Raw genomic sequence first — 19,356 nt, forward strand, 5'->3', positions numbered from 1 at the left:
TCCTGCCCCACCGAAGGCATTGCTGTCTGGAGGTTTCAGGCGTGTACTGCAGGTGGGAGGGGTTGAACGTGTGGCGGCTCAAGGTGTGGGTGGTGGCGGGGGCACTGGTGGCGGGGACAGCCGGTACGGCGGCAGCTGAGCCGGCTACTGGGGTGGCTTATCCGGCCGGCGCGACGTCGACGCGGGTGAACGGGTGGGCGTTCGACACCTGTACGGCGCCGACGGTGGCGCAGATGGCAGCGTGGAAGGCCTCGTCGCCGTACCAGGCGGTGGGGATCTACATCGGCGGCGGCAACCGGAGCTGTGCGCAGCCGCAGCTGACGGCGGCCTGGGTGAGCACGGTGACCAAGCAGGGCTGGCGGTTGATCCCGATCTACCTCGGCTGGCAGGCGACCTGCACGCACCGGACGACGGCGTTGAAGATGTCGTCGTCGACGGCAACGGCCGCCACGCAGGCTCGCGGGTCCGCGGCGGACGCGGTGACTAAGGCAAGGGCGCTCGGACTGGTCGGCGGGAGTGCGATCTACGGCGACATGGAGCACTACGACCTGGGCAACGCCACCTGCCGGGCCGCCGTCCTGAGTTACCTGTCGGCGTGGACGAAGGAGCTGCACCGGCACGGCTACCTGTCGGCGGTGTACGCGCATCAGGACAGCGGCGCGCGGCACTTGGCGGAGGTCTACAACAGCACGGCGTACGCCCGGCCCGACGCGTTGTGGATCGCACGCTGGGACAAGAAGACAGCTCTGACCGGCTGGCCGCTGATCTCCAACAGCTATTGGGCTTCCGGCCAGCGCGCCAAGCAGTACTGGGGTGACCACAACGAGACGTGGGGCGGCGTCACGCTGAACATCGACGCCGACCGCTTCGACGCACCGGTCGCCTCGGTCGGCTTCGCCTACTCGACAACGACCGCCCTGAGCGCCCGCAGCGGCCCGTCCACCAGCCACCCGGTCGTCGCGACGTACGGCGCGGGCGCGGCGCTGCGGGTCGTCTGCCAGACCTACGGCACCAAGGTCGGCACCACGACGGTCTGGAACAAGCTGACCTCAGGCGCCTACGTCACCGACTACTACGTCAACACCCCGTCGAACATGACCTACTCGTACCCGGTCCCCGGCTGCACCCATCCGTACCAGACGACCACGTCGCTCAGCCGACGCAGCGGGCCCGGTACGTCGTACGGCGTGGTCGGCACCCTGCCCAGCGGCTCGCTCGCCTGGGTCACCTGCCAGCGCGCCGGCAGCAAAGTCGGTACGACGGCGGTGTGGGACCGGCTCACCGACGGCAGCTACGTCACCGACTACTACGTAGCCACCGCCAGCAACACGACGTACTCCGCGCCCATCAGGCGCTGTTAGGGCTCGTCGACGACCGAGGCGTAGGAGATCACACCGCGACGGATCTGGTCCGTCACCGCACGCGCTGTCGCGCGCAGCGGCGTCGGGCCGGCCGCGTCGGCGACCTGCTCGGTCAGGTCGATCAACTGCTTCACCCAGCGCACGAAGTCACCCGCGGCCAGGTCCGACTCGTACAGGACCTCGGCCAGCGACGCTCCCGAGGCCCACCGGTACGCCGCCCAGCAGAACCCGAGATCCATCGAGCGCAGGAAGTCGACCCGCATGTCCCGCTCCAGCGCGGACAGGTCGCGCCAAATGACGCCCATCTTCTCCAGCGCGTCCCGCACCTCGCCCCGCGGCAGCCGCGGCGACGTCGGCTCGTCCTTGGAACGCGACTCGTACACCAGCGCGGCCAGCGCCGACGCGAGCTGCGGCACGTCCAGGTCGTCGAACACGCCCTGGCGCAGGCACTCGGCCGCGACCAGGTCGAGCTCGGCGTAGATCCGCGACAGCCGGTCGCCGGCCTCGGTGGTCTTGTCGCCGTCGAGGTAGTGCAGCGCGTCGAGCACCTGGCAGACCCGGTCGAACTGGCGGGCGATCGTGTTCGTCCGCTGCTCGATCTTGCGCTGGACCTCGCGGTTCTCCCGGTCCAGCCGGAAGTAGCGCTCGGCCCAGCGGGCGTGGTCCTCCCGGTCGGAGCAGCCGTGGCACGGGTGCGCGCGTAGCTGCGCCCGCATCTCCTGCAACTCCGGGTCGTCGGCGTGGGTGATCACGTCGCCGGCCCTGCTCCGGTACGACGGCGGGCCTTCCTCGCCATGCATGTCGGTCCGGTTCCGCAGCACCTGCGCGAGCTCGCGGCGCTGCTGCGGGTTGCGCGCGTTGAACTTCTTCGGCACCCGCAGCGACCCGATCGACTCGACCGGTGTCGGGAAGTCGACCATCGACAGCTTGCGCACCTGCCGGTCGAGCGTCAGCACGGTCGGCCGCGGCCCTTCGCGCTCCGAGCGCATCCCCGGATCGATCACCAGCGCCCAGCCCGCGCTCCGGCCGGCCGGGATCCGGATGATGTCGCCCATCCGCAGCTTCTCGATCGACTCCTGCGCCTCGACCCGGCGGTCGAGCTTGCGCCGCTTCGACCCCGACGACTCGCGCTCACCGATCCGGCGCCGCAGGTCGGCGTACTCGAGGAAGTCGCCGAGATGGCAGTCGATGGACTCCTTGTACCCCTCCAGGGCCTCGGTGTTGCGCTGCACCTGCCGGGCCAGCCCGACCACGGCCTGGTCGGACTGGAACTGCGCGAACGACAGCTCCAGCATGTCCCGCGCCCGCGACCGCCCGACCTGGCGGACCAGGTTCACCGCCATGTTGTACGACGGGGAGAACGACGACCGCAGCGGATACGTACGCGTCGACGCCAGGCCCGCGACGGCCCGCGGGTCGAAGCCCGGCTGCCAGAGCACGACCGCGTGCCCCTCGACGTCGATCCCGCGCCGCCCGGCCCGGCCGGTCAGCTGCGTGTACTCGCCGGGGGTGATGTCGACGTGCGCCTCGCCGTTCCACTTGCTGAGCTTCTCCAGCACCACCGTGCGGGCCGGCATGTTGATGCCCAGGGCAAGCGTCTCGGTGGCGAACACGACCTTGATCAGGCCGCGGGCGAACAGCTCCTCGACGACCTCCTTGAACGCCGCCAGCATGCCCGCGTGGTGCGCCGCGATACCGCGGCTGAGCGCCTCGGCGAAGTCGTGGTACCCGAGCACGCCGAGGTCCTCGTCGGGCAGGTCGACGGTCCGCTCGGCCAGCACCCGCTTGATCTCGTCGCGCTCGCTCGGCTTGGTCAGCCGCAGCCCGGACCGCAGGCACTGCAGCATCGCGTCCTCGCAGCCCTTGCGGGAGAAGATGAAGTAGATCGCCGGCAGCAGCGCGCCCGCATCCAGCTCCTCCACCACGTCCGACCGGTACGGCGTGAAGTGCGTCTTGGCCGGCCGGCTCTTCGGCAGGTCCCGGCGGCGCCGCGGCTTGCGCGAGTCGTCGCGGAAGATCCGGTTGTCGTCGCGGGCGATCCGGACCAGCTGCGGGTTGACCAGGTCGCGCAGGTCCGGCGCGTTGCCCTTGGCCGCGGCCTTCGCGGGGTTGCCCGACTTCGACGGCCGCCCCGCCGACGGCCCGAACTGCGCCTGCGCCGCGCCGGCGGTCGGCGTCTCCCCCGCGAACAGGTCGTGCAGCCGCTTGCCGACCATCACGTGCTGGAACAGCGGGACCGGCCGCTTCTCCTCCAGCACCACGACGGTGTTGCCGCGGACCGTCTCCAGCCAGTCGCCGAACTCCTCGGCGTTGCTCACCGTCGCCGACAGCGAGACCACCGCGACCGAGTCCGGCAGGTGGATGATCACTTCCTCCCAGACCGCGCCGCGGGACCGGTCGGCCAGGTAGTGCACCTCGTCCATCACGACGTACGACAGGCCGAGCAGGGTGTGCGACCCGGCGTACAGCATGTTGCGCAGCACCTCGGTCGTCATCACGACGATCGGGGCCTCGGAGTTGATCGAGTTGTCGCCGGTCAGCAGGCCGACGTTGTCCTGGCCGTAGCGGCGGACCAGGTCGGCGTACTTCTGGTTGCTGAGGGCCTTGATCGGGGTGGTGTAGAAGCACTTCTGCCCGCGCTGCAGCGCCAGGTGCACGGCGAACTCGCCGACCAGCGTCTTGCCGGACCCGGTCGGCGCCGCGACCAGCACCTGGTGCCCGTCCTCGAGGGCGGCGCAGGCGCGCAGCTGGAACTCGTCCAGCCGGAAGTCGTAGAGCGACCGGAACTCCTTCACGGCCGGGTGCTCCTGGTCCGAGCGGAAACTGGCGTACTTCTCGGACGGAGTGCTCATGGGCTCCAATCTATGCGAAGCCACCCCCAGAACCACGCGCCTCCCCGACCGGCGGTCAGTCAGCGAGTCGGCGGGTGACGAACGCGGCGGCCCGCTCCAGCGCCTCGTCGGCCTCGCTCATCAGGCCGGTGAAGTACTGGAACACGTGCGGCGCTCCGGCGACCACGTCCAGGCTGACGTCGACCTCGCTCTCGGCGGCGTGGACGGCCAGCCGCAGCGAGTCGTCCAGCAGGACCTCGGCGGACCCGACCTGGATCAGCAGCGGCGGCAGGCCGGTCAGGTCCGCGAAGAGCGGGCTGGCCAGCTCGTCGCGCGGGTCACCGCCACCGACGTACCAGTCGGCGGACTCCTGCATGTGCGCGCGGGTGAACAGCGGGTCGAGCTCACCGCGTGAGTCCATGCTGCCGCCGCTCAGCGAGGCATCCGTCCAGGGCGAGTAGAGGACAGCCCCCACGGGCAGCGGCAGCCCGGCCCTGCGCGCGGCGAGGAGCAGCGCGAGTGCGAGCCCACCACCGGCCGAATCGCCTGCGACAACGACCTTCTGGCCCGCTGCCAGCAGTTCCTCGTACGCCGCCAGGGCGTCGTCGACCCCGGCCGGGAACGGGTCCTCCGGGGCCAGCCGGTAGTCCAGCGACACCGCCGGCACACCGGTACGACGGGCCAGCGGCGCGGCGAGGTTGGCCCCGGTCCGCGCCGAGCCGATCGAGTACCCGCCACCGTGCAGGTAGAGGATGACGCCGTCCCGGTCGGCACCTTCGACCAGGACGTCCAGCGCGGGCCGGCCGCCGAGCGTCCGGGGCCGCAGCGTCACGTCGTCCCCCAGCGGACGATCGGCGAACAGCTCGTCGAAGTAGTCCCGCTGCTGGACCGGCGTCAGGCCCAGGTCGCCCTTGCTCATCATTCCGCGTGCCAACTCACGTTCTGCCCGGCTCATCGTGGACCCCTCTGGTTGCTCGCGGTGATTCCGCGGTATGGTCTCCACAACTACATTCCCAGGAATCTAATTCCCATGAATCAGGATCGTTCTGTGACTCAGCTCACGGCGCTGTTCGCGGACCTGGTCCGGCTGGAGACGCGGCTCTACAACGCGCTCGACGCGCGACTGAAGGCCGAGCACGACCTCCCGCTCGGCCAGTTCGAGTTCCTGCGCTTCATCGCCGGCCGGACCACGACCAGGGTCTACGACATGGCCCAGGAGATGGCCATCACGGTCGGCGCCACCAGCAAGGCGGTCGACCGGCTCGAAGCGGCCGGCCGCTGCCGCCGTACGGCCAATCCCGACGACCGCCGGTCCTCCCTGGTCGAGATCACCCCGGCCGGGGCGGCGATCCTCGCCGCGGCGACCCCCACGGTCGAAGCCGAGCTCCGCCACCGGCTCGGCGCGGTCCTGTCCGCCGACGCACTCGAAGAGCTGGCCGGCACGCTGTCGACACTGCGGCAGCGTGCCGAGTCGGACCCGCGGACCGACCGCACCGCATAGCGCGCGAAAGCCTCCGCGCCGCCGGGACAGTGCGCGGCGCGGAGGCTGTTCGTCGGACCGGAGCTTAGCCGATGTGGAAGCTGTCGCCGTACACCTTCCAGTCGAGCGGGGTGTTGAGGTTGAGGTTGCCGTTGCGCAGGAACACCCGCTGCGCGGTGTCGACCCGGCTGGTGTCGCTGTGCGCCTCCTCCTGCTTCATCGCCCACACCCGGGCGTCGAGGAAGGCGTTCAGCCAGGTGGTCTCGTTGCCGCCCTGCGCCGGCGGCTTGGCCTTGGTCAGCGCGCGCTTGCGGATGTTGCGGAAGCTGGTCGCGTCGCCGCCGTCGCCGTGCATCACGATCGCGTCGTAGTACATGAACTGACCGAGTACGCCGACCCGGTCGGCCTTGCCCTGGTTGACCGACGGGTTGAAGTAGACCCGGTCGCGCTCGTCGTTCTGGGCGGTCTTGAAGGCGCTGTCGTTCGCGGCCGTCTTCCAGTCCCTGGTGAAGTTCGGGTCGAGACCGTCGTGCGAGTCGGTGCCGTCGACCTCGCGCAGGGCGGGCAGGTACTTGGCCAGGACGTTGCCGGGCTTGCGCTGGGTGTACAGCTCGACCAGGTCGAGCATGTCGCCGGTCCCGGAGCAGAAGCCGATGATGCCGGCCGTGTAGCCGCGGCCGTCGTCGATGTCCTCGATGTACTTGTACTGCGCCTTCCAGTCCAGCGAGGAGTTCTCCGCGCTGGACACGATCTGCATCGCGATGTCCTTCTTCGCCGGGTCGTCCAGCCCGACGGCACTCGGGGCGTGCACGCGGTCCTGGTACTGCGGGCCGCTGATCGCCGACTGGGGCTGGAAGGGCGAGGCGAACGCCGTGGCCGGGGCGGCGGCCACGGCGAGGCCGAGCAGGAGGGCGGTGAGCTGCTTCTTGGGGCGGTTGAGCACGATCTCTCCTCTGAGGGGCGTCGAGAGGTATCTGTTAGGAAGCTTTCCTATCAGACAACCGCTGTGACGACCAGAGATCGGGCGAATTCTTTCGGTGACCGATAGATTCAGGAGTACACGGTGAGCGCGCCCGGCGCGATCGTGATGTCGAGCGGCAGCGGGCCCAGCACCTCGCCGTCGCCGTACGCCGTGACCGTCGGCGACTCCAGCCGGATCTCCCGGCCGCGCAGCGTGTGCACCGCCGGGTGCCCGAGGTGGGTGCCCTTGGACAGCTTCGGGAACATCTGCAGCAGGGTCAGCCGCGACACCGGCTTGATGATCGTGACGTCGAGCAGCCCGTCGTCGATCACGGCCCCGGAACAGATCTGCAGGCCACCGCCGTACGTCGGGCCGGTGCCGACCGCGACCAGCATCGCGTCGGTCTCGGTCCGCTCGCCGTCCACCGTCACGACGTACGAGAGCGGCGAGAACGTGCGCAGCTCGGCCAGCGTCGCGACCGTGTAGCGGGCGTTGCCCTTCGGCCAGGTCATCGCGTTGGCGCGCTTGTTCACCAGGGAGTCGAAGCCGCCGGCCACGACGGTCGTGATGTACTCCCCCGCGGCGACGCCGAGGTCGATGTCCCGGGTGCGGCCGGCCACGATCAGGTCGGCCGCGGCCACCGGGTCCTTCAGCGGTACGCCGATCCCGCGGGCGAAGTCGTTGCCGGTGCCGGCCGGGATCACGCCGAACGGCATGCCGGACTTGGCCAGCACCTGCGCGCCGAGGTGCAACGTGCCGTCACCGCCGACGAGCGCGACGCCGTCCGCGCCCGAGGCGACCACCTCGGCCGAGATCCGGCCGACGTCCTCCGCGCAGGTCGTCTCGTACAGGTCGACGGTCAGCCCGCCGGCCTCCAGCCGCTGCCGGACGACCGGAGCCACCCGCGCACCCAGGCCGCGGCCGCTGGTGGGGTTGACCACCAGCGCGATCTTGCGAGCCATCAGTCGGCCAGGAGCGCTTCGGCCTTGCGGGCCTTCCGCCTGTCGAGGATCCGGGCGATGATCTCGGCGCCGAAGAACAGCGCGCACATCGGCAGCGCCAGGAACATCAGCGAGAACGGGTCACCCGACGGCGTCGCGACCGCGCCGAAGATGAAGATCGCCAGGATGATGTACGGCCGGAACTTGGCCAGCGCCTTGGCCGGCACGATCCCGACGATGTTCAGCAGCACCACCACCAGCGGCAGCAGGAACGCGATCCCGAAGACCAGCATCGTGCGCAGCACGAAGTCCAGGTACTCCGGCAGGGTGATCAGGTTCTGGGCGAAGTCCGGGGTGAAGCCGATCAGGATCTCGATGCCCTTCGGCAGCGTCCAGTACGCCACCGCCAGGCCGGCCACGAACAGCGGCGTCGCGATCCCGGCGAACAGGAACGCCCAGCGCCGCTCGGAGCGGTGCAGGCCGGGCGCGATGAACGCCCACAGCTCGTACAGCCACACCGGCGAGGCCAGGATCAGGCCGAACACCAGCGAGATCTTGATCTGGAAGGTGAACGGCGAGGTCACGTTGTTGAACGTGAGCTCGGGCCGCTTCCCACCGTTGCTGTCGGCGAGCAGCTGGGCCACGCCGGAGTTGAACGGCTTGACCAGGAAGTCCAGCGCCTGGTCGTAGAAGACGTACCCGACGATCGTCAGCACCACGATCGCGAGCACCGAGATGAGCAGGCGGTTGCGCAGCTCGGCGATGTGCTCGCGCAGGGTCATCCGACCCTCTTCGTCCTTCGGACGTGCTTCTTTCCGCCGTCCGAACCTCACCATCGTCACAGGTGGTGCGCGGGAATCAGTTGGCCGTGTGCGTCGGCGGCAGGCCGTCGCCCGGGGCCTGACCGTTCGCCTGGTTCTGCTGCGGCTGGGCCTGCTGGACCGGCGGCTGCACCGGCTGGGCCGGCGGCGGGGCGGTCTCGGTCAGCTCGGCGTCCTTCTTCTTGTTGCCGGGCCCGACCTCTTCCTCCCAGATCTTCTTCGACCGGCCGAGCTGCTTGACCAGGGCCGGCAGCTTGGCCGAACCGAACAGCAGCACGACGATCGCGAGGATGACGAGCCACTCTGCGCCCTGGGGCATACCGAGAAGCGGGGGCATGAGGATCTCCCTTTCACGACTAACTGATGGCTCAACGTGAGACTGGGCCGATACTACGCCCGAGGCCCTACAGACCCCGGAGTCCTGTCCGGACCTGGTCTCTGTGCTGCCTCGAGCTTGGACTGGGCGGCGACCAACTCACGCGTCAGCGCCTTGGTCTGGCCCCAGACCTTCTTCGCCAGCAGGGCGAGGACCACGAGCCACACCGCCACCACCGCGAGAAAGAGCAGGAACCAGTACATGTCCCGACCTTATCCGGTTCGGGGCCCCGGCCCACGCGGATGGGTGTTCGTCGCGGGCAACGGTGTCGGAACGTGATGGTAAGAATTGGTGTCCGGCAAGGGCGGGACGGCGATCGAGGGGGCTGTGGTGCTGCGGTTCGGGATCGAGGAACGGCGGGTCAGGCTGGGGCGCCGGCACCGGCTGGCGACGTCCTGCCAGGCGGCGGATCCGGTGCAGGCGGCCGCTTCGGTGGTCGTGCTGCACGCGACCGACCCGGCCACGGTGCACCTGTCGGTCGCGGCCCGGGTGCCGGGCAGTGACGTCGCGCTCACCGAGCGTGCGCTGTACGACGACCGCACGCTGATCCGGATGCTCGGGATGCGGCGGACGGTGTTCGTCGTACCGACCTCGTTCGCGCCGGTCGTCCAGGCCGCGGCCAGTGACGACATCGCGGTGAAGCAGCGCAAGCTGCTGGTCAAACACCTGGTCGAGGCCGGCATCGGCGGCGACGCGGAGGCAGCCGGCCAGTGGTTGCGGGCCGTCGAGGAGTCGACGGCGACCGCGCTCAGCCTGCGCGGGTCGGCGACGGCGCAGGAGCTCGCCCAGGACGAGCCGCGGCTGCGCAGCCGCTTGGCGATGGCGCCGGGCAAGTCGTACGCGGCCCAGCCGTACGTCACCAGCCGCGTGCTCTTCCAGCTCGCCGCGGAGGGCCGCATCGTCCGCGGCCGTCCTCTCGGCACCTGGCTGAGCAGCCAACACCAGTGGTCACCCGCGGAGGACTGGCTCGCCGGCGGCCTGGCCGGCGACCTGTCCGCCGACGAAGCCCGTACGGCGCTCGCCCGCGCCTACCTGGAGTCCTTCGGCCCGGTCACCCTGGCCGACCTCCAGTGGTGGACCGGCTGGACCCTCGGCCAGTCCCGCAAGGCCCTGGTCGCCGTGGAAGCCGTGGAGGTCGACCTGCACGGCGCCTCCGGCTACGTCCTCCCCGGCGACGAGGCCCCCGAAGTCGCCGTGGAGCCGTGGGTCGCCTTCCTCCCCGCCCTGGACCCCACCTCCATGGGCTGGAAGGACCGCGCCTGGTACGTCGGCGACCACAAGAGCCGCCTGTTCGACAACACCGGCAACATCGGCCCGACCATCTGGGCCGACGGCCGCATCGTCGGCGCCTGGGGGCAACCCGAGTCCGGCGAGGTCCGCTACCAACTGCTGGAAGACGTGGGCAGCGAGACCCAGGCCGCCATCGAGGACCACGCCGCCCGCTGGACCTCCTGGCTGGCCGGTGTCCGCATCACGCCGCGGTTCCGGACCCCGCTGGAGAGGATCCTGAGTCAGGGCTGATCCGCCGTGGCCCTAGCGTGAGCCCATGACGGGAACGTGTCAGGTCTGCGGGAAGCCGATCGCCGGGAGCGGTGGGCCGGGACGCGCCGCGTCGTACTGCTCGCAGGCCTGCCGCCAGCGCGCCTACCGGGAACGGCGGTCGCCGGGCCTGCCAGTGCAGGAACTGATCTCCGACATCGCCGACCGGGCCCGCCGGTTGCGGCCGGCCCCGGCGACCGCGCTGCACGCGGACGTCGAGGTGCTGTCGACCCGCATCACCCAGCTGCGGCGCGTGGCCCGGCAGGCCCGCGAGGAAAACGTCACGCCGGACGCCGTGACGAAACCCGCCGCGGAAATCGTCACGCCGGAGCCCGTGACGAAACCCGGCGAGGACGCGTTCACCGCGCTGATCGAGCAGCACCGGGCCGAGCTGCGCGCGCACTGCTACCGGATGCTCGGCTCGTACGACGAAGCCGAGGACCTCACCCAGGAGACCTTCCTGCGCGCCTGGAACGCGGCCGACCAGCTCGGCGACCTCGACAACCCGCGCGCCTGGCTCTACAAGATCGCCACCAACGCCTGCCTCGACTTCCTGCGCAAGGTGAACCGGGCGCCGACGACGTACGAGCCGATTCCCGGGATCGACTCCGGCGACGGCCCGCCGCCACCGAAGATCGCGTGGCTGCAGCCGTTCCCCGACGACCAACTGCCCGAGCGCCCGGCGCCCGGGCACGCGCCGGACGAGCAGGCGGTCGCGAGCGAGACCCTCGAGCTGGTCTTCCTGACCGCGATCCAGCACCTGCCGCCGCGGCAGCGCGCCGCGGTGATCCTGCGCGACGTCGCGCGCTGGTCGGCGCAGGAGACCGCGGAGCTGCTGGGCTCCAGCCTGGCGTCGGCCAACAGCGCCGTACAGCGTGGTCGTGCGGCCCTCCGCGAAGCGCTGCCGCAACGGCGCGAGGACTGGTCGGCCGCCGAGCCCACCGCCGAGGACCGGGCTCTTCTGCAGCGCTACATGGACGCGGCGGCGACGGCCGACCTCGACGCGATGGTCGAGCTGGTCCGCGCCGACGCCGTCCTGACCATGCCGCCGAACCCGTTCTGGTTCACCTCGAGCGACGCCCTGTTCGGCTTCGTCCGGCCGAACCTGGATCCGGCGTCGCCGAGGTACGCCGGTCGCTGGCGGCACCTGCCGGTCCGCGCCAACGGTCAGCTCGCCGTCGCCGGCTACCTCCAGCACCCGGACACCAGCGTGTACCGGGCCCAGCTGCTCGACGTCGTCCGCTTCGAGGACGGCCTGATCGCGCAGATCACGACCTTCGAACCGCACCTGTTCGCGGCGTTCGGACTGCCGATGACGCTGTGACCGATGAGTTTTCCCGGCCGGTGCGTCGTACTGGGTGTCGGGCGCACACGGCGCCCCTGAACGAGGAGCACTCCCCATGGACTGGACCCTGGAAGTCGTGATCGTGCCCGTCTCCGACCTCGACCGGGCGATCGCCTTCTACCGTGACCAGGTCGGCTTCGACCTCGACCACGACACGGTCAACGAGCACATGCACGTCGCCCAGCTCACCCCGCGCGGCTCCGGCTGCTCGATCGTCATCGGCAGCCTGCCGGCCCAGAACCAGATGACCCCGGGCTCCCTGCACGGCCTGCAGCTCTGCGTCCCCGACGCCGAAGCCGCCCGCGCCGAGCTCGTCGCCCGCGGCGTCGACTGCTCGGAGATCACCAGCTTCTCCCCCGACGACGGCGGCACCTTCTTCGGCTTCACCGACCCCGACGGCAACACCTGGGCCGTCCAGCAACTGAAGGTGCGCGGCGAGAACCCCCTGATCCCGGTGGAGTCCCGCACCCGCTTCGGCGCCTGATCCCGGTCGAGTCCCGCACCCGCTTCGGCGCCTGATCCCCCTCGAGTCCCGCACCCGCTTCGGCGCCTGAAGCCCAGCGGTCCCGTCCCACTCGCCGTGCGGCCGCTTCGGCGCTTAGAGCGCCACTAGCCCGGGGCAGGCCGTGCGGCGACCAGCAGCGGTCGACAACGCCCGCGCCCTGGCTACCGCACTCGACCAGTCCACGTTCTCTTTTCCGGCCGGTGCGGCCTCAGCCACGGGCGACCTCATCGGCCGCATGGACACCGGCCTCAGCCACAGACCCCTCAGAGCTGATCGTCGTACGCCGACAACGCCTCGCGGGCGGTGCTGGCGATCTGGGCGCCGAGGTCGGCCGGTTCGAGCACGGTCGCCGAGCCGCCCAGGCGCAGCACCAACCGCTGGAGCCACGAGGTGTCGGCAACGCGGAGCTGGATGATCAGCGAGCCGTCGGGGCCCTCCTTCACCGACTCCGTCGGGTAGTACTCGGCGACCCACCGCGCGGGAGGCGCCAGCGAGACCGTGGCCAGGAGGTCGCACTCCGACGGCTGGAACATGCCGTTGGAGAGGTCTCGCGGCGTCGCCTCCGGCGGCGGCTCGCTCGGCAGGTCGAGCAGCTTCACACCGGCGATCCGGTCCAGACGGAACAGGCGGACGTCCTCGGCCAGGCGGCACCAGGCTTCCAGGTACGTGCGGCCTTCGGAGACGACCAGGCGCATCGGATCAACGTCGCGTTCGGTGGTCTCGTCACGCGACGGTACGTCGTACGTGAGGTGCAGGCGGCGCTTGCCGGCCAGGCCACGGTTGACCGTCTCGGCGATCTCCGGCGCGGCGGGCTCGACGTGGACGTGCGCGGCCGCACCCTCGACAGCGGCGGCGCCGGCCCCCGCGGCGGTCTCCAGCTTGGCGATCGCGCGATCGACGGCGTCGCGGTCTCCACCAGCGGTCACCTCGCGCAGCGTCCGCAGCGCGGTCAGCAGCGCCAGCGCCTCGTCCGCGGCCAGGCGCAGAGGACGGGCCAGGTAGTCGGCGTTGTTCAGGTGGATGACGCCTTCGCCTTCAGCGGCGTCGATGTCGATCTCGATCAGGTCGCCCATCTGCGCACCCGGGAGGCCGCAGAACCACAGCACCTTTAGGTCCGCGATGATCTGCTTCGGCCGAACGCCGAAGTCCGCGGCCACGTCGTCGACGCGGGCACCGTCGTTCTCCCGCAGGTACGGCACCAGCGCGAGCAGCCGCTGCACCTGGTCACGCGCGTTGCTCATCCGCGACCTCGCTTCGCCTCGGCCGCAGACAACCGCCACTCCGCCGCGGTCGCCCCGGCGTCGGTTCGTTTGCTCATCAGACCCCCGCCACCGTCCGCAGCCGCCGCAGTACGCCGTCCAGCACGTCGCCCGGGCCCTCGACCACGGCATCCGGCCCGTACGACGCGATCTCCTCGGCCAGCACCCCGGAGTCGGCGTACGGGACGTGCAGCAGGTCCCAGCCCTCCTCGTACGGCTCGATCGCGTTGGCGCGGCGGCGCAGGCTGACGCACGAGCCCGTGCGCGCCCGGACCTTCGCCTCCGACGTCGGTCGCGGCGGCGCCAGCTCGGAGACGAGCGAGCGCAGATCCGTCCCCTCCGGCACCGTGAACGCACCGGCCGGGCCGACGGTCTTCACGTTCCCGCCGATCCGCGACATCCGGAACATCCGCGTCGCCTCCCGGTCGCGGTCGCGCCCGACGACGTACCAGCGGCCGTGCCACGACACGATCCCCCACGGCTCGAGCGTCCGCAGGGTCGCCTCGGACGCGCCGGAGCGGCGGTGCTCGAAGCGGACCGCCGTACGGCTGACGACCGCCGACCACAACGGGTCGAACGCCGGCTCGGACGCGCCGACGTGCGGCTCGATCGCGCTCAGCGCGGACTGGTCGGTCTGGATCCCGGCGGCCTTCAACTTCAGTACCGCCGACGTGGTCGCCTCGGCCAGGCTGGCGTGCTGCCAGACCCGGGCGGCGACGCCCAGCACGGCGGCCTCGTCCGGTTCCAGGTGCACCTCGGGCAGCTCGAAGACGTCGCGGCGGATCCGGTAGCCGACGTCGTCGGAGAAGAACTTGTCGATGGTGCCCATCTCGATCGGGATGCCGAGATCGCGCAGCTCGTCCTTGTCGCGCTCGAACATCTTCTCGAAGGCGTCGTCGGTCTGCCCGGCGTAGCCCTCGACCACCTCGCGGATCCGCTCCTTGGTCACGTACGTGCGCGCGACCAGCAGGCAGATCACCAGGTTGAGCAGCCGCTCACTCTTCCGCGCCGACACCCGACCACCTTACGGGGTCAGGAGGCCGAATCACGTACTGCACGCCGAACAGACGTTCGAGATACCTCCTGACTTGTTGCAACAGGTTTAGGGTCGGCGTGTGATCCGTTGGCGTGAAGGTGTGGTGACCGAGCTCGGGCGCGCGTGGACCGGCGCGCAGGAGCTGAGGGTGAGCGTCGCGCAGCAGAGCGTCAAGGCCCTGGCCTATCCAGACCTCGTCGGTCAGCCGCAGGAGGGCGACCGCGTGCTGCTCAACGTCGGCGCGCTCGACCGCGGCCTCGGCACCGGCGGCTACGCGCTCGTCGTCGCGATCCCCGACCGCCTCCCCGCCGACCCGCCGGAGAGCGGTCACCTGGTCAAGGCCCGCTACACCCCGCTCCAGGCGATGGTCCTCGGCGCGGACGAGCAGGACTCCCCCGACCACGACGTCCTGCGCGACGCCGACGACCTGTTCGGTACGCCGGTCGTCGTGGCCGACCTGCACTCCGCGCTGCCCGCCGTGCTGGCCGGCGTCTACGAGATGCGCCCGACCACCCGCGTCGTCTACGTGATGACCGACGGCGGCGCCCTCCCGCTCGCGTTCTCGCGCACGGTCGCCTCGCTGCGCGACAGCGGCTGGCTCGCCGGGACGGTGACCGTCGGCCAGGCGTACGGCGGCGACCGCGAGGCCGTCACCGTGCACACCGGCCTCCTCACCGCCGTCCACGTCCTCGCGGCGGAGCTCGTCGTCATCACCCAGGGCCCGGGCAACCTCGGCACCGGGACGCGCTGGGGCTTCTCCGGCGTCCAGTCGGGCGAGGCCGTCAACGCGGTCGGCACGCTCGGCGGCCGCGCGGTCGCGTCGCTGCGGATCTCCGAGGCCGACCCGCGCCCGCGGCACCGCGGGATCTCGCACCACAGCCTCACGGCGTACGGACGGGTCGCGCTGCAGTCCGCGGACGTCGTCGTACCGGATCTCGAGGGCGACTTCGGCGACGCCGTCCGGGACGCCGCCGAGCCGCTGAAGGCGCGGCACCGCGTCGTACGGGTCGGTGTCGAGGGCCTGTACGACGCGCTGCAGGCCGCACCGGTCAAGCTGTCGACGATGGGCCGCGACCTGGACGGCGACCGCGCGTACTTCGAGGCGGCGGCCGCGTCGGGGCGGCACGCGGCGCGGCTGGTGGACGTACCACCACCGGCTTCGGGGACGCAGTACTCCTGATCTCGCCGCCGTTCCGGCGGACCCTCGAGGTATGGAAAGTACTCGTGTCGCCGTCCGCACCTCGCCACTGACCGCCCGCGCCGCGACCGGCGCGTGGTTCCTAGCCGTCGGCGCCGGCGTCGCCGAGTCGATCCTCGGCCTGAGCCTCGCGATCCACGACGGCGCCCCCGCGCTCGGCCTGGTCGCCCAGGTCGCCTTGCGCACCATTCTGTACGGCGGCCTGTTCGTCGTCGTCGACCGCTACTTCCGCCACGGTGTCGCCTGGTCCCGTTGGCTCCTGACCGCTCTGCTCGGCACCGTCGGACTGGGCAGCCTGCTGATCGGCCCGATCACTTGGCTGACCAACCACTCCCCCGGCGACCTGTCCCCGACCCCGGTCTTCGTCCTCGAAGCGGTCCTGAGAACCGTCCACGTCCTCGCGGTGATCGCCGCCCTCGCCCTGACCTTCCACCGCGACACGACCAGGTGGTTCCGGACATGACGAAGGGCCGGCTCCCCACTCGGAGCCGGCCCTGTGTCGACGGACTTACTGCTGCTGCTTGCCGGCCGGGAAGTTGTTCAGCAGGTCGATGACCGCGAAGGCGTTGACGGTCTTGCCCTTGTCGTCCTTCGACGGCGGGAGCTCGACCAGGACGCGGCTGCCGACCGGGAGACCGGCCAGACCGTCGAGCGCACCGGTCTGACCCGTCGGGCCGGGGCCGACCTGGAGCTCGGCGGGAGCGCCGGCCTGACCCTGCTGGCCGTCCCAGGTGCTCGCCTGCTTCTTGCCGGTGTAGTCGAAGATCACGTACCGCGCGACGACGGTGCTGGACTTGTCGACCGGCTTGCCCTTGCCGGTCGCGATGACGACCGGCTTGCCGGGCTTGGCCGGCGGCTTCGAACCGGCCGGGACGGTCACCTTCGGCTCGGCGTTCAGCTCACCGGTGACCTTGAACTTGGTCGCCGGAGCGGCGACCGGCTCGGCGTCCAGCTTGGTGTCGTTGGCGGCCGCGGAGACCAGATCGACGACGAAGATCAGCGTGTCGTCGCCCTTGATGCCGGCCTGCTCGTTGCCCTGCTCCTTGTAGCCCTTGTCCGAAGGGATCGACAGCAGCACGCGGCTGCCGAGCTTCTTGCCGACCAGGCCCTCGTCCCAGCCGGCGATGACGCCGCCGACCCCGATCGGGAACGACGACGGCGCGCCCCGGTCGTAGGAGTTGTCGAAGACCTTGCCGTCGCGCCAGATCTGGCCGAGGTAGTTCGCGGTGAGCAGCTCACCCTTCTTCACCTCGGGGCCGTCGCCCTCCTTGAGGACCTCGGTGACGAGGGTCTTGTCCGGCTCACCGTCGCGGTGGGTGATGGTCGGCTTCTTGCCGAACTCCGACTCGACCTTGATCCCGGCGGCGCCGAAATCCTTGCTCCCGCCGGACTCCGAGCCGCAGGCGGCCAGGGAGGACCCCAGCGCGATCACCGCGACGACACTCAGCAGCTTGCGCACGAACAAAGCACCTCAAAATATCCCGGCGCGGACCCCGCGCCTGCTGGACGGCCATGAACGCGCCCACCCTAGCGGGCACGACCAAGCCCCGGAGCGGCCACCTGCGTCACCGTTCGGTCACGTCACGCAGTGTCAGAAGTGGGATCCGGCCGCGGATCGGGATGGCGGTCGCGCGAACAATCGTGGCCGTTCCGCAAACAACTTACTTTCCCCATCCTCTTTACTAAACCGCTCGATCTCGACAAGATCGGGACCCACCCCCGCCCTGCCCGCCCCGGTCGAGAGGATCGACGATGATGTTGCCGCGAGTGATCTGTCGCGCGAGAAAGCGCTTGCTGGCCCTGGTCTCGGCGTGCCTGGTGGTCACGTTGGTGGCCGCCTGCACCGCAGGTACGGCGGGCGGAGGACCCGCCGGGAACTCCGGTGGAAACTCCGGCGGCACCGGTGCCGCGGCCGGCGACTCCAGCAAGTTCCTCACCTTCTTCCCGTGCTGCAGCTGGGGCACGACGTGGTCCTACAACCCGTACAACGTGAACCAGCTCGGCATCCAGAACGACTTCATCTCGATGCGCCTGGCGATCGTGAAGTCACCGAGCCTGACCGAGTTCATCCCGCAGCTGGCCGACAAGTGGGCGGTCGAGGGCGGCAAGCTCAACGTGCACCTGCGCGACGACGCGAAGTGGCAGGACGGCACTCCGGTGACGAGCAAGGACCTGCACGACACCGCCATCCTGAACGGGCTCCGCGGCGACGGGTTCTGGAACGACATCACCGACGTGGCCGCCGTGGACGAGAAGACGGTCGCCTTCACGCTCAAGAAGGGCCAGCCGGAGTCGCTGGCGAAGCTGGACATCCTGAACTCGATCCGCCCGTACCCGTCCAGCGTGTACGGCAAGCTGGTCACCGACGGGCTGAAGCAGGACGTGACCACGTACTTCCGCACGCTGCAGCAGGACCCGGCCAAGGCCGCGAAGCTGCCCGAGTTCAAGCGGATGGGCGACGCGTTCAAGGACCTGGCCCAGCTGAAGGTCGACAAGCTGATCGGCAACGGGCCGTTCCGGCTGGAGAACATCACCACCAAGGAAGCCAAGCTGGTCAAGTGGAACGACTTCTGGGACGCGGACAAGATCAAGTTCGCGGGCATCCAGTACCTCAACGGGTCCACGCAGACCGTCTACCCGCAGCTGTTCAGCGGCAACGTGCACCTGTCCAACGTGTACATGCCGCCCCCGATCCTCAACCGCTGGAAAACGACCCCGGAGTCCAACACGGCGCTCCCGCTCGGGTTCGGGTTCGCCATGGTCTTCAACAGCAACCAGAAGCCACTGGACTCCAAAGCGGTACGCCAGGCCCTCGCGTACGTGATTCCGCGCCAGCAGATCAGCGAGGCGGCCTACGGCACCGACGACGCGGCCGGTGGAACCTGGAAGGAAGTCAACACGGGCATCTCGCCGACGCTCGAGGAGATCTACCTCAAGCCGGATCAGCTCGGGAAGCTGAACAAGTATCCGGTCGACCTGGCCAAGGCGACCGACCTGCTGCAGAGCCAGGGCTTCACCAAGAAGGGCGATCAGTGGATCAAGCCGGACGGCAAACCGTTCACGCTCCGGTTCACCGCCAACGCCGAGACCACCGACATCGTCACGTCGTTCAACTCCGCGGCCAAGGCGCTGACCGCGTTCGGGATCAAGGCCGAGGTGAACGCGACCTCAGGGGCGCAGCAGGACGCCGATCAGCACAACGGTGACTTCCAGGCCGGCATGGCGTTCGTCGGTGGTAGCAACCCGCTCGAGATGTACAGGTTCCTGCTCGGCCCGGGATACAACTTCACGCGCCAGGGCAACTACGCGGGAAAGCGCGGTATCGGTTTCGGCCCGAAGAAGAACGTGCCCGGTCTCGGTGAGGTTGACGTGGCCAGCACCATCGAACGGCAGGTCCGCACCGTCGAACCGGGCGACGAGATGAACAAGCAGGTGTGGAACTGGGCGCAACTGGTCAACGACGAGGTGCCCTACATCTGGTACGCGACCAAGGTCTACCAGTTCCCGTTCTCCACCAAGGAGTTCACCAACTGGCCGCCCCTGGGCGAGAACAAGTCCAGTGAACTCTGGGACATCATCAGCGCGGACATGAACGGCGGCCTCTCGCTGGCGATGCAGCAGGGCTACATCACTCCCAAGTAGCAAGTCCTGCACCATCCGGTCGGCACCGTTCACGCGGTGCCGACCGGTACCGCCCCGACCC

18 protein-coding genes are annotated in these 19,356 nt (G+C 70.1%); 8 read left to right on the plus strand and 10 right to left on the minus strand.

Annotated elements, in window-relative coordinates:
- The first annotated feature begins 92 nt into the window (after nt 1-92).
- Nucleotides 93-1,361, plus strand: a complete 1,269-nt coding sequence (locus ABD235_RS27200) for a glycoside hydrolase domain-containing protein (protein WP_344179185.1) — start codon at nt 93-95, stop codon at nt 1,359-1,361.
- Here ABD235_RS27200 and ABD235_RS27205 read toward each other — a convergent pair.
- Nucleotides 1,358-4,213, minus strand: coding sequence for a DEAD/DEAH box helicase (locus ABD235_RS27205; RefSeq protein ID WP_344179187.1), 2,856 nt, complete (start codon nt 4,211-4,213; stop codon nt 1,358-1,360). The two genes, ABD235_RS27200 and ABD235_RS27205, sit on opposite strands and share 4 nt — an antisense overlap.
- A 55-nt stretch (nt 4,214-4,268) precedes the next feature.
- On the minus strand, nt 4,269-5,147 hold the full coding sequence (locus ABD235_RS27210) for an alpha/beta hydrolase (protein WP_344179189.1): 879 nt from the start codon (nt 5,145-5,147) through the stop codon (nt 4,269-4,271).
- Between the two features lie 93 nt (nt 5,148-5,240).
- On the opposite strand from ABD235_RS27210, the gene ABD235_RS27215 reads away from it, so the two are divergent.
- A complete protein-coding gene (locus ABD235_RS27215; RefSeq protein ID WP_344179191.1) occupies nt 5,241-5,693 on the plus strand; it encodes a MarR family winged helix-turn-helix transcriptional regulator in 453 nt (150 codons plus the stop codon).
- A gap of 64 nt (nt 5,694-5,757) precedes the next feature.
- Here ABD235_RS27215 and ABD235_RS27220 read toward each other — a convergent pair whose 3' ends face one another.
- From ABD235_RS27220 to ABD235_RS27240, 5 genes are all read right to left on the minus strand, one after another.
- Nucleotides 5,758-6,615 (minus strand): chitosanase, encoded by an 858-nt coding sequence (locus tag ABD235_RS27220; protein WP_344179192.1) that lies wholly within the window; start codon nt 6,613-6,615, stop codon nt 5,758-5,760.
- A 107-nt stretch (nt 6,616-6,722) separates the two neighbouring features.
- Entirely contained in the window at nt 6,723-7,595 is an 873-nt protein-coding gene (locus tag ABD235_RS27225) for a diacylglycerol/lipid kinase family protein (RefSeq protein WP_344179194.1), read from the minus strand.
- Nucleotides 7,595-8,356 carry a twin-arginine translocase subunit TatC gene (gene tatC / locus ABD235_RS27230; protein WP_344179196.1) on the minus strand — a complete coding sequence of 254 codons (762 nt, stop codon included), beginning with the start codon at nt 8,354-8,356 and terminating at the stop codon, nt 7,595-7,597. Before tatC ends, ABD235_RS27225 begins: the two co-directional genes overlap by 1 nt.
- A gap of 76 nt (nt 8,357-8,432) precedes the next feature.
- Entirely contained in the window at nt 8,433-8,732 is a 300-nt protein-coding gene (locus tag ABD235_RS27235; RefSeq protein WP_344179199.1) for a twin-arginine translocase TatA/TatE family subunit, read from the minus strand.
- A gap of 53 nt (nt 8,733-8,785) precedes the next feature.
- Nucleotides 8,786-8,974, minus strand: a complete 189-nt coding sequence (locus tag ABD235_RS27240) for a hypothetical protein (protein WP_344179203.1) — start codon at nt 8,972-8,974, stop codon at nt 8,786-8,788.
- Nucleotides 8,975-9,062: 88 nt separating this feature from the next.
- On the opposite strand from ABD235_RS27240, the gene ABD235_RS27245 reads away from it, so the two are divergent.
- The 3 genes from ABD235_RS27245 to ABD235_RS27255 all read left to right on the plus strand — a co-directional run bounded on the left by ABD235_RS27245 (nt 9,063) and on the right by ABD235_RS27255 (nt 12,139).
- Nucleotides 9,063-10,292 (plus strand): winged helix DNA-binding domain-containing protein, encoded by a 1,230-nt coding sequence (locus ABD235_RS27245; protein ID WP_344179205.1) that lies wholly within the window; start codon nt 9,063-9,065, stop codon nt 10,290-10,292.
- Between the two features lie 25 nt (nt 10,293-10,317).
- Complete coding sequence (locus tag ABD235_RS27250) at nt 10,318-11,634, plus strand: RNA polymerase subunit sigma-70 (protein ID WP_344179208.1); 1,317 nt, start codon at nt 10,318-10,320, stop codon at nt 11,632-11,634.
- Nucleotides 11,635-11,710: 76 nt separating this feature from the next.
- The gene (locus ABD235_RS27255; protein ID WP_344179210.1) at nt 11,711-12,139 is read left to right on the plus strand and encodes a VOC family protein; all 429 of its coding nucleotides are present in this window, start codon (nt 11,711-11,713) and stop codon (nt 12,137-12,139) included.
- A gap of 284 nt (nt 12,140-12,423) precedes the next feature.
- Here the strand turns inward: ABD235_RS27255 and ABD235_RS27260 are convergent, their stop codons facing one another.
- Both ABD235_RS27260 and ABD235_RS27265 read right to left on the minus strand, forming a co-directional pair.
- Entirely contained in the window at nt 12,424-13,401 is a 978-nt protein-coding gene (locus ABD235_RS27260) for a helix-turn-helix transcriptional regulator (protein ID WP_344179212.1), read from the minus strand.
- Between the two features lie 76 nt (nt 13,402-13,477).
- Nucleotides 13,478-14,434, minus strand: coding sequence for a helix-turn-helix transcriptional regulator (locus tag ABD235_RS27265; protein ID WP_344179215.1), 957 nt, complete (start codon nt 14,432-14,434; stop codon nt 13,478-13,480).
- Nucleotides 14,435-14,534: 100 nt separating this feature from the next.
- Between ABD235_RS27265 and ABD235_RS27270 the strand changes: the two genes are divergently transcribed.
- Together ABD235_RS27270 and ABD235_RS27275 are read left to right on the plus strand one after the other, a co-directional pair.
- Complete coding sequence (locus ABD235_RS27270) at nt 14,535-15,635, plus strand: DUF3866 family protein (protein ID WP_344179219.1); 1,101 nt, start codon at nt 14,535-14,537, stop codon at nt 15,633-15,635.
- Between the two features lie 31 nt (nt 15,636-15,666).
- Nucleotides 15,667-16,116, plus strand: coding sequence for a hypothetical protein (locus tag ABD235_RS27275; protein WP_344179221.1), 450 nt, complete (start codon nt 15,667-15,669; stop codon nt 16,114-16,116).
- Nucleotides 16,117-16,161: 45 nt separating this feature from the next.
- Here the strand turns inward: ABD235_RS27275 and ABD235_RS27280 are convergent, their stop codons facing one another.
- A complete protein-coding gene (locus ABD235_RS27280) occupies nt 16,162-17,112 on the minus strand; it encodes an FKBP-type peptidyl-prolyl cis-trans isomerase (RefSeq protein ID WP_344179223.1) in 951 nt (316 codons plus the stop codon).
- 293 nt (nt 17,113-17,405) lie between these two features.
- Here ABD235_RS27280 and ABD235_RS27285 point away from each other — a divergent pair, with 293 nt between their 5' ends.
- A complete protein-coding gene (locus tag ABD235_RS27285) occupies nt 17,406-19,295 on the plus strand; it encodes an ABC transporter substrate-binding protein (RefSeq protein WP_344179225.1) in 1,890 nt (629 codons plus the stop codon).
- The last annotated feature ends 61 nt before the right edge of the window (nt 19,296-19,356 follow it).

The sequence above is a fragment of the Kribbella lupini genome (genome assembly GCF_039529595.1).
In the GTDB taxonomy this organism is placed as follows: domain Bacteria; phylum Actinomycetota; class Actinomycetes; order Propionibacteriales; family Kribbellaceae; genus Kribbella; species Kribbella lupini.

Bases quoted from the DNA above. Each gene is read 5' to 3' on its own strand.
- ABD235_RS27225 (WP_344179194.1), bottom strand. From the start codon at position 7,595: ATGGCTCGCAAGATCGCGCTGGTGGTCAACCCCACCAGCGGCCGCGGC.
- tatC (WP_344179196.1), bottom strand. From the start codon at position 8,356: ATGACCCTGCGCGAGCACATCGCCGAGCTGCGCAACCGCCTGCTCATC.
- ABD235_RS27285 (WP_344179225.1), top strand. From the start codon at position 17,406: ATGATGTTGCCGCGAGTGATCTGTCGCGCGAGAAAGCGCTTGCTGGCC.
- ABD235_RS27275 (WP_344179221.1), top strand. From the start codon at position 15,667: ATGGAAAGTACTCGTGTCGCCGTCCGCACCTCGCCACTGACCGCCCGC.
- ABD235_RS27260 (WP_344179212.1), bottom strand. From the start codon at position 13,401: ATGAGCAACGCGCGTGACCAGGTGCAGCGGCTGCTCGCGCTGGTGCCG.
- ABD235_RS27240 (WP_344179203.1), bottom strand. From the start codon at position 8,974: ATGTACTGGTTCCTGCTCTTTCTCGCGGTGGTGGCGGTGTGGCTCGTG.
- ABD235_RS27210 (WP_344179189.1), bottom strand. From the start codon at position 5,147: ATGAGCCGGGCAGAACGTGAGTTGGCACGCGGAATGATGAGCAAGGGC.
- ABD235_RS27235 (WP_344179199.1), bottom strand. From the start codon at position 8,732: ATGCCCCCGCTTCTCGGTATGCCCCAGGGCGCAGAGTGGCTCGTCATC.
- ABD235_RS27255 (WP_344179210.1), top strand. From the start codon at position 11,711: ATGGACTGGACCCTGGAAGTCGTGATCGTGCCCGTCTCCGACCTCGAC.
- ABD235_RS27250 (WP_344179208.1), top strand. From the start codon at position 10,318: ATGACGGGAACGTGTCAGGTCTGCGGGAAGCCGATCGCCGGGAGCGGT.
- ABD235_RS27205 (WP_344179187.1), bottom strand. From the start codon at position 4,213: ATGAGCACTCCGTCCGAGAAGTACGCCAGTTTCCGCTCGGACCAGGAG.